The organism is Actinophytocola sp., from assembly GCF_036555685.1.
Classification (GTDB): Bacteria; Actinomycetota; Actinomycetes; order Mycobacteriales; family Pseudonocardiaceae; genus Actinophytocola.
The window spans coordinates 1-12,287 of record NZ_DATBKY010000035.1 but is presented as its reverse complement, the minus strand read 5'-3'; the positions used below and the strand labels follow the sequence as shown (position 1 = coordinate 12,287).

Annotated in this window: 14 protein-coding genes and 1 pseudogene; 7 read left to right on the top strand and 8 right to left on the bottom strand. The window is 70.2% G+C overall.

Annotated features, from left to right (window positions below; translation table 11 throughout):
* Nucleotides 1–306, bottom strand: a 306-nt coding sequence (locus VH969_RS03680; RefSeq protein WP_331970327.1) for a hypothetical protein, incomplete at its 3' end; no start/stop codon positions are given.
* 764 nt (nt 307–1,070) lie between these two features.
* Nucleotides 1,071–1,688: an HdeD family acid-resistance protein gene (locus VH969_RS03675; RefSeq protein ID WP_331970324.1), complete on the bottom strand. Its 618-nt coding sequence runs from the start codon at nt 1,686–1,688 to the stop codon at nt 1,071–1,073.
* A 299-nt stretch (nt 1,689–1,987) separates the two neighbouring features.
* Between VH969_RS03675 and VH969_RS03670 the strand changes: the two genes are divergently transcribed.
* Nucleotides 1,988–2,536: a hypothetical protein gene (locus tag VH969_RS03670; RefSeq protein ID WP_331970321.1), complete on the top strand. Its 549-nt coding sequence runs from the start codon at nt 1,988–1,990 to the stop codon at nt 2,534–2,536.
* 5 nt (nt 2,537–2,541) lie between these two features.
* Here VH969_RS03670 and VH969_RS03665 read toward each other — a convergent pair whose 3' ends face one another.
* Nucleotides 2,542–3,867, bottom strand: coding sequence for a hypothetical protein (locus VH969_RS03665; RefSeq protein WP_331970318.1), 1,326 nt, complete (start codon nt 3,865–3,867; stop codon nt 2,542–2,544).
* A gap of 80 nt (nt 3,868–3,947) precedes the next feature.
* On the opposite strand from VH969_RS03665, the gene VH969_RS03660 reads away from it, so the two are divergent.
* The 4 genes from VH969_RS03660 (at nt 3,948) to VH969_RS03645 (ending at nt 6,548) form a co-directional block, all read left to right on the top strand.
* The gene (locus tag VH969_RS03660) at nt 3,948–4,781 is read left to right on the top strand and encodes a YhjD/YihY/BrkB family envelope integrity protein (protein ID WP_331970315.1); all 834 of its coding nucleotides are present in this window, start codon (nt 3,948–3,950) and stop codon (nt 4,779–4,781) included.
* Nucleotides 4,782–4,874: 93 nt separating this feature from the next.
* A complete protein-coding gene (locus tag VH969_RS03655; protein WP_331970312.1) occupies nt 4,875–5,492 on the top strand; it encodes an HdeD family acid-resistance protein in 618 nt (205 codons plus the stop codon).
* Nucleotides 5,493–5,609: 117 nt separating this feature from the next.
* The gene (locus tag VH969_RS03650) at nt 5,610–6,134 is read left to right on the top strand and encodes a DUF6069 family protein (protein WP_331970309.1); all 525 of its coding nucleotides are present in this window, start codon (nt 5,610–5,612) and stop codon (nt 6,132–6,134) included.
* A gap of 18 nt (nt 6,135–6,152) precedes the next feature.
* Nucleotides 6,153–6,548, top strand: coding sequence for a phage holin family protein (locus tag VH969_RS03645; protein ID WP_331970305.1), 396 nt, complete (start codon nt 6,153–6,155; stop codon nt 6,546–6,548).
* A gap of 52 nt (nt 6,549–6,600) precedes the next feature.
* On the opposite strand, the gene VH969_RS03640 is transcribed toward VH969_RS03645, so the two are convergent.
* On the bottom strand, nt 6,601–7,017 hold the full coding sequence (locus tag VH969_RS03640) for a DUF7144 family membrane protein (RefSeq protein ID WP_331970302.1): 417 nt from the start codon (nt 7,015–7,017) through the stop codon (nt 6,601–6,603).
* A gap of 25 nt (nt 7,018–7,042) precedes the next feature.
* Entirely contained in the window at nt 7,043–8,044 is a 1,002-nt protein-coding gene (locus VH969_RS03635) for a DUF1269 domain-containing protein (protein WP_331970299.1), read from the bottom strand.
* Nucleotides 8,045–8,139: 95 nt separating this feature from the next.
* Here VH969_RS03635 and VH969_RS03630 point away from each other — a divergent pair, with 95 nt between their 5' ends.
* The gene (locus VH969_RS03630) at nt 8,140–8,370 is read left to right on the top strand and encodes a hypothetical protein (RefSeq protein ID WP_331970296.1); all 231 of its coding nucleotides are present in this window, start codon (nt 8,140–8,142) and stop codon (nt 8,368–8,370) included.
* 148 nt (nt 8,371–8,518) lie between these two features.
* Here VH969_RS03630 and VH969_RS03625 read toward each other — a convergent pair whose 3' ends face one another.
* Genes VH969_RS03625 through gadC form a run of 3 tightly spaced genes read right to left on the bottom strand, consistent with a single transcriptional unit; the run spans nt 8,519 to nt 11,877 of the window.
* Nucleotides 8,519–9,883 carry a dipeptidase gene (locus VH969_RS03625; protein ID WP_331970293.1) on the bottom strand — a complete coding sequence of 455 codons (1,365 nt, stop codon included), beginning with the start codon at nt 9,881–9,883 and terminating at the stop codon, nt 8,519–8,521.
* Nucleotides 9,884–9,943: 60 nt separating this feature from the next.
* Nucleotides 9,944–10,417 carry a PilN family protein gene (locus VH969_RS03620; RefSeq protein WP_331970290.1) on the bottom strand — a complete coding sequence of 158 codons (474 nt, stop codon included), beginning with the start codon at nt 10,415–10,417 and terminating at the stop codon, nt 9,944–9,946.
* Nucleotides 10,414–11,877, bottom strand: coding sequence for a glutamate/gamma-aminobutyrate antiporter GadC (gene gadC, locus VH969_RS03615; protein ID WP_331970287.1), 1,464 nt, complete (start codon nt 11,875–11,877; stop codon nt 10,414–10,416). Before gadC ends, VH969_RS03620 begins: the two co-directional genes overlap by 4 nt.
* 209 nt (nt 11,878–12,086) lie before the next feature.
* Between gadC and VH969_RS03610 the strand changes: the two are divergent.
* Nucleotides 12,087–12,287, top strand: a pseudogene (locus VH969_RS03610) (hypothetical protein); the annotation flags it as partial.

Here is a 12,287-nt window from a genome sequence, read left to right as displayed (position 1 = left end):
GCCACATCCGCTTTGGCTCAGAACTTTGTCCAGCGCGAGCGTCCGTGGCCGCAGGTCTACACAGTCGTCGATGGCCCCACCATCGCGATCCGTGTCGCCTGCGGCCCGGTACGCCGCTCGGTTCTGCAGCGCGCGGCCCAGGTCGACGAGCCGGCCGCCAAGGCTGTACTCGTCACCCGCGGCTACTTGCTCTCGTCTTCCGGCGTCCGCGTCGAGCAGCCGGAGTACGAATCTGGCGATCTGGTTGTTGACGCTGGCCAGCTCGGCGACGAGTACCAGCTCGTCATGCCAGTCCGGAGCGGTCACCACTTCACCCCACGACCTCTGTCGTCTCGTTCGATCTCGCGATGAGTTGGACTCAGCAAGCCTCGTTCGATACCGGTGTGAAGACATCGGTCAACTGACTGATGTCGTAGACGGGTGTGTCCCGCCGTGCTCACCAGTGCCGAACCGGCTCCGGCGAGCCCGCCCGGCCCCCTGACCGCCACCGACGGCGGGCAGTCGACCAGCGCGGGTGGTGTCCGTCCGGAATCGGCGACCGCGCCGACCCGAAACCGCGACCGAACCGGCTCGTCGCACTTCTTTCCGCGCCGCCGGGAACCGCGGGTGTTCGCTTTCCGTCACTTCTCTGGAACCCACACGCCGGCTCTCGGCGGAGTCGTCATTTCGTAATCGTGGCGACACCGTGGCGTTGGCGAAAACGCGGGACGAACCGATTTGATGGGTGTTCCGCACGGCCCACGGCACGGCCCCGACGCATTTCTACGGTACGCCGGACGCCGTGGATCGAATTAGCCGCCGATCGGCCCGGGGAGATGTGCGGCAGTGGCCTCTACCGACGCGAAATTCTCCCGTCGATCATGAGGTTCGCGGAGAAATTTCCCGTTGATTATAAAATTGATCTATCAAGACCGTCACTCTTCGTAATCAGTACGGCATGTCAACCCACTGTTCGGTGCATGTGCGACCAAAGAAGTAAAACACGCAGGTCAAATGCACTGGAAGATGCACATGCAACGCGTAACCGTCCGGCCGTTCACGAACGGCCGGACGGTCCATTGTGGACGATACTACGTCGCCGCCGGGGCGGCAGGAGGCGTTGCCGGCGGTGGGGTCGCCGGGGACGCCGCTCGGCTCCGTGCCGGCGTGAAGGCGCCGATGATGGCCGTCAGGCCCAGCACGACGAGTGCGATGCCGAACAGCCAGATCATCGTGGACACGGACGACACCGGGTACGACAGCACGACGATGCCGACCAGGATGCCGACGACGCCGCCGGCGATGGCCCAGCCGCCACCACCCGTGAAGCCGTGGAACAGCTCCAGCGCACCGCCGATGATGCACGCCATCCCGAACAGCAGCACCAGCACGGCGATCGTCTGGAAAGGCGCGCGCAGGCACAGGATCCCGAGAATCACCATCAGGATTCCCAGCAACAGGAACAGAATCCTGGCCGCCACGCTGTCCTGCGGGAACGTGAACGCCGTGATCGCCCGGAACACGCCGCCGATGATCAGGTCGAGACCCAGCAGGATCGCTACCGCGACGAGCGTGCCGCCCGGCCAGGCCAGGATGAGCACCCCGGCGACGACGGTCACCACGCCGAACGCGATCCGCAGGCCGCGCGACTGTCCCAGCGCCGACATGACCGCGGCGGCACCGCCGGACGCCGACTCGCTTGCACTCATCGAAACACCTCCAGAGAGCGGACCCGTACGACCGCACGATCCGCTCGACCGCGACGAAGGTCATCCCCCGCCACGGGTGAGTTCACCCGAATCGGGTGATGCCGCTCCGCCGCAGGTGACGGACGGTGGCTGCGCCATCCGAAGCCTCCAGAACCCCGTGCCCGGGCGGACCGACCAGCAGCCGCCCGGGCACCTCCACGTCCAGGACGACCAAGCCCGACCCAGGCTCCGACGCAGGCGGCGAACTCACCCGAAACATGCGAAGCAGCGTTGCCGGGTACTCCCCGAGCATGACTCCTGTGACAGCTCGCCCCCTCACCGTCGTGCTCTGCTGCGCCGCGCTGGCGCTCGCCGGCTGCACCTCCGCCGCGAACGACCAGGCCGGCCAGGAGACCACGACGACGACCACACCCACGACAACCGAGACGTCGCCGTCGCTGCGGCCGGAGTGTGCCGACGTCGCCGACGCCGCCCAGGCGCTGGTGACCGAGGTCGGCAAGTTGGCCACCCAGGACGCCACCGTCGGCGACGTCAAGGCCGCCGCGGACGACCTCTCCCAGTCGTTCGCCGACGCCCGCGGCTCGCTCGGCCCCGAGGCGCAGGCCCACCTCGACGAGGCCGGCCAGGCCCTGCAACGGGTCCAGGACGCGCTCGGCGCGCAGCCGGTGAACAAGGCCGGACTGCGCCAGGCGGCGACCGATCTGTTGGCGTCCTTGGGCGACGCCGCCACCGTGTGCGCCGCGGGGTCTGCCACCACCACACCGACCGACACGACGGGGACGACGGGGACCGAGACGGCGGACACGACGGAGACGCCGGAGACTGAGACCGAAACGACGACGTCGTGAACCGGTCAGCCGGTGTCCGTCGGCCGGGCGGTCGGGCCGGCGGTCACCGGCTGGTCGAAGAACTGGATCACCGCGAGGCAGATCACCAGCAGCAACGCGATCAGCAGGACCGCGAGCCCGCTGGGGCGGTCGAGGAACACGAAGATCAGCACCGCGAGCCCGACCGCCACGCCACGAAGCACGCCGCGGTAGGTGTGCACCCAGCCGCCGACCTTGCCCGAACGCATGCCGGTCCGCCCGCGCAGCCAGGCCAGCGACCGCACCGCGCCGCCGCGGATGCGCACCGCCGTCACCGACGGGCCGGCGAGGAACGCGAACAGCGCGACCACGAGCCCGACCACGAGCAGCGTCCGCAGCCCGTCGCGCAGGAAGCGGACGAGGATCTCGAACGCCGCCGACGTGGGTGCGGCGGACCGGCTCGGCACGTTGTTCACCAGCACGCTCCGCGTGATCACGAGGGCCGCGGCCAGCACCAGCATGCTCGCCGCGAAGCCCAGGCCGGTCGCCACGAGCGCGCGCCGGTGGTTGCGGGCGAGGTAGACGCCCAGCGCCAGCAGGGCGATCGCGACCCACGGCAGCCACGTCGCCAGGTTGTCCAACGTGGAGTACGCCGTCCGCGCGCGCACCAGGTTCGAGGCGTCCGCGATCGCGATCGTCGGGTGCACCTCGGGAATGTTGTTCACGGCCGGCAGGCCCGCCTCGGCGATCTGCTGCTTGGCCGCGTCGATGAACGGCGCCAGGTCGAGCGTCACCTTGTCACCCTGGACACCGATCGCGGACGAGGACCCGGACAGCACGGCGTTCGCCTGCTGGTGCGCCACCCGGATCATCCGGTCGAAGGCACGGGCGAACTGGTCGCTCGCGAACAGCTGCGCGACGCGGTCGTGCACGAAGCCCCGCACCCCGCTCGCGAGCGGGCCCGTGAGGTCGTGCAGCCGGTCGGTGAGCCGCGGCGGCACGCCCTGCTGAGCCAGCGCGTCGACCGCGTCGTTCGCGAGGCCCTGCACGTCGATGCGGGTGAATATCTCGTCGGTGACGCGGTTGGTCAGCGCCGCCTGCACGGCCGGGTCGCGCACCAGCGGGCTTGCCGTGGCGACGAACCGGTCGGTGTCGGCGACCTGGTTGTGCACCCACACGGTCGCGAGCGCGACCGGCGCGAGCAGGCAGCCCAGCACGATGAGCACCGCGGACAACACGGGCCGCCACGCGAACCGCCTTCGGTGCGTGCGGGTCTGGCGCAGTTGCTGGATCTCTCCCCGCAGTCGCTCCAGCTCGGCGCGCTCGTCGGCGCTCAGTCCGGCGCCACGGTCCTGATCAACCTGCTCGGACACGGTCGGCCTCCCACTGCACTCGTCGGTCCAGCATCCGGGCGCGTGCCCGCGCATGCCTCGCCCGCCGGGGATGAGCTGCCGTGACGAGCCTCATGGACCGCGCCCGCCGGTTGCAGGACCGGGTGCTGACCGCCGCCGACGAGCGCCCGACGCTCGCGGTCGCCCTCGCGGTGGTCGCCAAGGACATCGAGGTCGGCGGCGCGATACTCGCCGGCGCCCTGGCCTTCCGCATCTTCATCTGGCTGCTGCCGTGCTGCCTGCTGGCGGCCGCGGCGCTGGGCTTCACGGAGACGTCGAGCCGGCCGCCCGAGGAGCTGGTGCAGGACCTCGGCATGAGCCCGCTGACCGCGGGCATGCTCGGCCAGCTCGGCGACCAGGCCGAGCGTGGCCGCTACCTCACCGCGCTGCTCGGCCTGGTCCTGCTGGCCTGGGCCGGGCTCACGCTCGCCCGTTCGTTCGACCGCGTGCACGACCGGGTGTGGCACCACCGGCTCTCGCGCAAGCCGACGGCGGCGCTGGCCCGCGCCGCCCGCTACAACGCGGCGCTGCTGCTCGTCGTGGGAGGCAACATCGCCGGGCCGGTCATCGCCGCGGCGATCGGGAAGCAACCGGCGGTGGCCTCGCTGCCGTCCTTGCTGGTCTTCGTCCTGCTGGGCGTCTTCCTGATGAACCCGGAGTGGCCGCCGCGGTGGCGGACGGCCTGGCCGGGGGCCCTGCTGCTCGGCGTCGGCGCCGAGGCCCTGCACCTGGTCGCCGTGATCTACCTGCCGGGCCGGTTCGCCCGGGCCACCGAGCTATACGGCGCGCTCGGCGTCGCGGCCGCCCTGCTGCTGTGGCTCGCGCTGATGGCCCGGCTGGTCGTGCTCGGCCAGGTGCTGAACGTGGTGCTCGCCGAGCGCCATGACGCGGGGTGATCCGCCTACCCCACCTGTTGCGGGTGATGTGGGCGATCCCGCGGGTGCGCAGGCTTTGGTCGGCGCGAGGGGGTTGGAGGGAGGTCGGAGCACGTGACCGAGCAGCAAGCGGCCGGTTTCGCCGCGCAGCCGATGGCGGACGCGCGCGTGAGCGCGACGTGGGAGCAGGTGGCGACGACCACCGGGCGGCACTGGGGCCTGCACCTGTTCAACGGCCTGGTGATGCTGGTCATCGGCATCATGGTCCTGGTGTGGCCGGGCGCGACGTTGGTCGTCGTGTCCTGGCTGTTCGCGATCACCCTGCTGGTGAACGGCATCGTCTGCATCCTGCGGTCGATAGCCGACAGCGAGTCGTCGGGCGGGATGCGGGTGGTGTTCGGCCTGCTCGGCGCCCTGTCGCTGCTGGCCGGGGTGCTGTGCCTGCGCTCGCCGCTGCAGACGCTCGCGGCGATCGCGCTGCTGATCGGATCGTGGTGGATCGTCAGCGGCGTGCTGACGCTCATCGCGGCGGTGGGCGGGTCGACCGAGGGCAGCCGGGGCTGGGCGGCGGTGCTCGGGGTACTGAGCGTGCTGGCCGGGTTCGTCGTGCTGCTGCAGCCGGGCATCTCTCTGGCGACGTTGGTGCTGGTGCTGGGCGTGTCGCTGATCGTGCTCGGGATCGTCGCGGTGATCGACGCCGTGCGGCGGCGCTCGGCGGCGCGGCGGGCCTAGAAACAGGCCTGGGGAAATGGGGATGGCGGACGTCATGGAAGTGGTACTGGTCCTGGCGGTGCTGATGGTCGGGCCGTTGTTGCTCGAGCGGCTGGAGCGCAAGATCGGAGGCAGGCGATGATGCGCGAGCCGATGGGCGCACCACGGGCCCGGCACGGTCAACTCGACCCCGCGCGGCTGTGGGCGGGCGGGGTCGCGACGGCGGTGGTGGCGGGGCTGCTCGCGGTGGTGGGCATCCTGCTGGCCCGCGGCGTGCTGGACGTGCCGGTGCTGTCGCCGAAGGGCGAGGGCGTGTGGGGCAACGCGAACACGACGACCTACGCCCTGGTGTCGGCCGCGGTCGCGCTCGCGGCGACCGGGTTGATGCAGCTGCTGTCGGTCACCACGCCGCGGTTCCAGACATTCTTCAGCTGGATCATGGTGCTGCTGACCGCGATCGCCGTCGTGGTGCCGCTGAGCCTGCCGGTCGACTGGGAGAGCAAGCTCGCCACGGCCGTGATCAACCTCGTCATCGGCATCGCGATCACGGCGATCCTGAACGGCGTCGCACGCAGTGCCTGGCGTGCCGCGCCGCCGCCCTCGGGCGGCGCGCCTGGCATGCCCGGCGCGCCGGGCATGCCGCCGCCGTGGCAGTCCACATAAGTCCACATAGGAGCACCCATGTTCCGGAGGCTGCTTGTGAGCTGGGTCGTGCTGGCGATCGCCATCGGGCTGGTCGCGGGCCTGCTGCCCGGCTTCCACATCAACGGCGGCGCGCTCACCCTGCTGTGGGTCGCCGCGCTCTACGGGCTGGTCAACGTCACGCTGGGGTCGATCCTGGCGCTGCTGACGCTGCCGCTCATGCTCCTGTCGCTCGGCCTGTTCACGTTCGTGATCAACGCGGCGCTGTTCGAGCTGATCGACTGGATGTCGTCCGCGCTGACGATCGACACGTTCTGGTGGTCGCTGCTGGCCGCGTTCCTGGTCACGGTGTTCACGATGATCCTGACGTTCGTCTTGCACCTGTTCCGCCGCCGCGACCGGCGGACCCGGCAACCCGAACCCGAAGTCGCGTAGGCGAAAGTGGAGCTCCCGGCCTCGGCCGGGAGCTCCTCTCTTTCGGTTGTCCTCAGTCCCAGCTCTCGTCCTTCATCTCGCCGCCGTGGGCGATGATGGCCCAGATGATCAGGACGTCGATCGCGACGGAGAGCAGCGCCCACACGGGGTAGGCCGACATGAAGCTCATGTGGGCGAGCGCGTTGATGCCGGCCAGGACGACCGCCACGACGCGGGCCCACATCGCGCCACGGATCAGCGCGACGCCGGCCAGCACCGAGAGGATCCCGAAGATGAGCAGGATCCAGCCCCACTGGGTGAGGTCGAACAACAGCAGGCCCCGCGGCCCGACCGCGTAGAACTCGTCGTCGAACAGGGCGACCAGTCCGTACAGTGCGTTGAACACGCCGTTCATGATGATCATGACGGCGGCGAACCAGACCCAGCCGACCCACGCGGTCGAGCGTGGGGTCGTGCGCGCTCTGGTCATGTCCACTCCCCGCGAACCGGCCGGCTCAGCTCGACATCATCTCGCGCAGTGCCTGCTCCTGCTCCTCCGACAGGTTCGACTGCAGCAGCTCCGGCTTGTGCCCGGCGTCGGCCATCGCGGCCTTCACCTTGTCCACCACCGCGTCGCTGGACATCAGGAACAGTGCCGAGGTGCCCGGCTCGATCCGTTCGCGCACCGACTTGATGAACTGGTCGTCGATCCCCACGTCCGCGAGCGAGCCCGCCAGCGCGCCCGTGGCGGCGCCGATCGCCGCGCCGAGGAACGGCACCAGGAAGATCAGGCCGAAGAGCATGCCCCAGAACATCCCGCTCATGGCGCCACCCGCGGTGAGGTTGCGCAGCTGGCGCGTCTTGGGCTTCTTCGCATCCATCGGCCAGGAAACCGTTGCCGCGTCGTGGATCGCGATCAGCTCCTGCTTGGCCAGGACCTCCAGGGTGTTGACAGCCTGGTCGGCGCCCGAAGGGCTGTCGAACTTCCACACCGTCAGCGTCGTCATCGTGTTCTCCCGTCGAGTCTGGGTGTCCGCGGTCGCCACGATCGGGCCACCGGGGTCGTGCCGCCTCCCCTTTTCGGGGTGAGACCGTGCCTTTCGCCACTCGAGCCGCAGCCGGCCGGGAGCGGCCGCCACCCCGCGGTACACCGACGCGCCGCGCAGCACGCCCAGCGCGATCGCGACGATCGACGCCGCCGGGTCGACGAGGTCCTCGAGGCCGGCCGCGGCGGGGTTGCCGATGACCTCGGTGACCCCGATGAGCCCGAGCGCACCGGGGACGAGCAGCCAGAACGCCGGCAGGAACGTCACCTGCGACGGCGGGCCGGACCGCAAGTCGGAGATCGCCAGCGCCACGGGCGCCATCACGAGCGCACCGAAGAACCCGCTGGCGTTCGGGCCGAAGAGCGCGTCGCCGGCGAGCTGTCCGAGCCATGCCGCGAACAGCACGACCAGCAGCCACGGCAGCGTGCCGCGCGGCGCGGAGAAGTAGACCGACGTGGCGAGGCCGAACACGACGATGCCGAGCCACGGTGCCCCACCAGCCGAGCAGGTTGCCCCCGGACTCGTCGAGAGCGTCCACATTGGGCAGACCGGCGAGCTCGGCACCGGTGATGATGCCGAACGCGAGCAGCAGCAGCTGCGTGCCGCCGAAGACGAGCCGGCGGGCCGCCTCCGCCGCGCTCACCCGGCCGCCGCCGATGGCCGCGAGCAGCCGCTTGAACTCGCTGACCTGGTGCAGCGGCGGCACGGTCGGCGTCACGGCGCGGGCGATCGTCCGCTCCCCCACCGTGAGCACCGCGGCGTCGGACAGGAACGTCACGTCCGCGCGCAGCCCGTAGCGGGCGGCGACGCGGGTGACGATCCGTTCGGCGCCCGCGGTGCCCTCGTAGCTCCACCGCAGCAGCAGCTCGGTCAGTCCGGCGACCAGGTCGAACGCGCCGGCGTGCGGATCGGCCGGGGAGCCGCGGCGGGTGGGTTCAGCGGCGGTCACTGTCCCCGGCTCGCCGCGTAGCGGCTCAGGAACAGCGCCTCCGCCAGCGCGGTCTTCTCGATCTCGCCCGGGTCGACGCTCTCGTTCGGTGCGTGGATGAGGCATTTCGGCTCCTCCACGCCGAGCAGCATGATCTCCGCGGCCGGGAACGTCTCGGCGAAGACGTTGCACAGCGGGATCGACCCGCCCTGGCCCTCGGTCGTCATCGGATGCTTGAACGCGTCCTCCATCGCCGACTTCATGGCCTCGAACGCGGGCCCGGACAGCGTCCCGACGAACGGGTCCCCGACCGCCACGCGCTCGATCTCGCAGTGCATGCGCCACGGCACCCGCGAGCGGAGGTGGTCGACCAGCGCGTCCTGTGCCGCCGCGCCGGTCACCCCGGGTGGTAGCCGCAGGCTCACCCGTGCCGACGCCGAGGCCTGCACGGCCGCGGACGAGCTCGCCACCGACGGGATGTCGATGCCCAGCACCGTCGCCGACGGCCGGGCCCACAACAGGTCCGCGACCGTGCCATCGCCCATCAGCGAAACGCCGTCGAGCACGTTGGCGTCCACACGGAACTGCTCGGCCGGGTAGTCCACCCCGGTCCACTTCTGCGTGGCGTCCAGGCCGTCGACCGTGGTGTTGCCGTGCTCGTCGTGCAACGTGGCCAGCAGCTGGATGAGCCCCAGCACCGGGTCGGGCGCCGGGCCGCCGAACATGCCGGAGTGCATGGCGCTCGACAGTGCGTGCAGGCGGATGTCCACACTCGTCATGCCGCGCAGCGTGGTGGTCAGCGTCGGCACGCCGACCGCGAAGTTCCCGGTGTCGCACACCAGGATCGCGTCCGCGCGGAGCAGTTCCGCGTTCTCCGGGACGAACGCCTCGAGCCCGCCGGTGCCCTGCTCCTCCGAGCCCTCCGCGATCAGCTTGATGGAGCACGGGAAGCCGCCGTTCTCCTCGCGGAGCGCACGCAGCGCCGTGAGGTGCATGACGATGTTTCCCTTGCAGTCGGCCGTACCCCGGCCGTGCCACCGGCCGTCCACTTCGGTCAGCTCCCAGATCGGGGTGCGCCAGACGTCCGCACCGAGTGGCGGCTGGACGTCGTAGTGGCAGTACAGCAGCACGGTCGGCGAGCCGGGCGGGCCGGGCGCGTACCCGTGCACCGCCTGGCTGCCGTCCGGTGTCGGCGACGCGGTCATGTCGCCGAGGCCGGCGTCGGAGAAGGCGTCGATGACCCACTCCGCGGCCTTCGCGCACTCCTCGGGCGGCTCGACGTCGGCGTTGGCGACCGATCGGAACGAGACGAGCTCGGCGAGGTCGTCCCGTGCCCGGCCCATGAGCGACGCGACGGTGCCGCGCAGCGTGTCGACGGACATGGCGCTCCTCTCACGCAATCCCGCGAATCTCCCGGAATCTCGGGGACTTTCCCGGGATCCTCAGTAGTTCACGACGTTGTCGAGCTTGTAGTTGGCGACCGCGTCGCGGAACGCGTCGACCTTCTCGGGGCAGTACACCTGCAGCACGATCCGGGCGCCGTCGAGGAGGCGCACCTCGCCGATGACGGGACGCTGCCCGACGAAGGCGGCGCCGTTGACGAGCTGCTGGTCCACCAGCGCCTTGCGCAGCGCCGCGGCGGGGTCCTCGCAGACCGGTCCGCCGTCGGTGCCCAGGACGTTCACGATCGTGTCCTGCGACGCCGGCACCGTGATGCCGGCCTTCTGCAGCTCCTGGGTGAGCTGCTGGGCCTTCGCCTGCGCCTCCTGGTTGTGCTGGGAATACCCGTAGGTGAGCAACCCGATCACCGCGAGTGCGACGATCACCACGATGATCACCCACCGGTGGGTCTGCGCCCAGCCCTGGTGTTCCGGCGCCGGCGCGGGCGCACTCGGCGTGGGTGCACTCGTCGTCATGACTCCACCTCCGCCGGTTCCGGTTCGGTCTTCCAGCTGGGTTTGCGCATCGCGTAGAACAGGAACGCCGGCAGGATCCCGATGATCACGATGCCCGCCACGATCAGCACCGCGTACAGGCCCGCGTTGCCCTCGCCGAACTGCGACGGCGGGATGAACCCGATCGCGAACGCCGCGAGCGACGCGAGGAAGCCCACGACGCACAGCAGCGTCAGCATCGGCGCGCGGTAGCCGCGCGGGTGGTCGGGCTGGCTGCGCCGCAACCGCACCGCCGCGACGAACATCAGCAGGTACACCACGAGGTAGACCTGCGTGGTCATCACCGACAGGATCCAGTAGGCGCTCGACACGTCCGGGATGAACGCGTACATCAGGGCGATGACGGTCGTCAGCGCGCCCTGGCTGACCAGGATGTTGACCTGGATGCCCTGCTTGTTGGTCTTCTGGAAGAACGGCGGCAGGTAGCCTTCCTTCTTCCCGATCAGCAGCAGGCCTTTCGACGGACCGGCGAGCCAGCCGAGCATGCCACCGGTGGCCGCGCACACGAGGGCGATCGCGACGAGCGGCACCAGGAACGACAGGCCGAAGTGGCTGAAGAACTCGCTGAACGCCTGCATGATCCCGGCGGTGAGGCTGACGCCGTCGGCCGGCACGATCCAGCTGACCGCGAGGGCCGGCAGGATGAAGATCAGCAGCACGAGTCCGATCGCGACGAACATCGAGCGCGGGAACTCCTGGCCCGGATCCTTGAGCTCGGAGACGTGCACCGCGTTCATCTCCATGCCCGAGTAGGACAGGAAGTTGTTGACGATCAGCACGAGGCTCGCGATGCCGGTCCACGCGGGCAGCAGGTGGCCGGCGTCCATCGGCGCGGCCGACGGGTTGCCCTGGGCGAGGTAGACGATGCCCATCACGACGAGGAGCGCGCCCGGGATCAGCGTGCCGATCACCAGGCCGCTCGAGGCGAGCTTGGCGACCTCTTTCATGCCTTTCGCCGAGACGAAGACCCCCGCCCAGTAGACGATGATGATGATCGCCCCGGTGTACAGCCCGTTGGAGGCGAGGTCGGGGTTGATGGCGTAGGCGAGCGTGCTGGCGACGTAGGCCAGCAGCGTGGGGTAGTAGAAGATCGTCATGGCGAACTGGCACCAGACGGCGAGCAGGCCCATCCGGCTGGACATCCCCTCGGACACCCAGCGGTAGACACCGCCCGACCAGCCCGACGCGAGCTCGGCCGCGACGAGGGACTGCGGCAGCAGGAACAGGATGGCCGGCACGACGTAGAGGAACACGCATGCCAGCCCGTAGACGGCCATGGTCGGCGCGGCACGCAGGCTCGCCACCGATCCGGTCGTGAGGAAGGCGAGCGCGATCCAGGAGATCCATTGCTGTCTGGGGACCGAGACCGCGCCCACCGAGGGAGCGCGTGCGGCGGGTCGATCCGCGGAGATGTCGCTCATACGGTTACCTCCCCGTACAGGGCCCCGCCCGCGTTTTGTGGGTACGACATGCGAGGCCAGGCTCGCGAAATAGTGAGATCACGTTTCGCGAGCGAGCTTCACCCGACGGGGGTGAAAGCTCACCCTCTGCACCTGGTCGCCGGCCCGTGGCGAGAAGGTCACCCGCAACGGATGAGCCGCCCGGGCGCCGCGTGCCGAGAATCGCCCGGGTGAGCACCGACGAAGCGCCCCCGTCCGCCCCGACCCCGACGGCCGCGAAGAAGGTCGGTGCCGGCGTGCTGGCCGCGACCTGCATCTCCACGCTCGTGGTCAACGCGAACACGTCGGCCGTCAGCATCCTGCTGCCCGCGATCAGCGAGGACGTCGGCGTCGGCGTCACCACCCTGCAGTGGGCGGTGACCGGCTACTCC

Coding starts and splice junctions, on each gene's coding strand:
- VH969_RS03650 (WP_331970309.1), top strand. CDS start 5,610: ATGATGCGCGAGCCGATGGGCGCACCACGGGCCCGGCACGGTCAACTC.
- VH969_RS03625 (WP_331970293.1), bottom strand. CDS start 9,883: ATGTCCGTCGACACGCTGCGCGGCACCGTCGCGTCGCTCATGGGCCGG.
- gadC (WP_331970287.1), bottom strand. CDS start 11,877: ATGAGCGACATCTCCGCGGATCGACCCGCCGCACGCGCTCCCTCGGTG.
- VH969_RS03675 (WP_331970324.1), bottom strand. CDS start 1,688: ATGAGTGCAAGCGAGTCGGCGTCCGGCGGTGCCGCCGCGGTCATGTCG.
- VH969_RS03620 (WP_331970290.1), bottom strand. CDS start 10,417: ATGACGACGAGTGCACCCACGCCGAGTGCGCCCGCGCCGGCGCCGGAA.
- VH969_RS03645 (WP_331970305.1), top strand. CDS start 6,153: ATGTTCCGGAGGCTGCTTGTGAGCTGGGTCGTGCTGGCGATCGCCATC.
- VH969_RS03640 (WP_331970302.1), bottom strand. CDS start 7,017: ATGACCAGAGCGCGCACGACCCCACGCTCGACCGCGTGGGTCGGCTGG.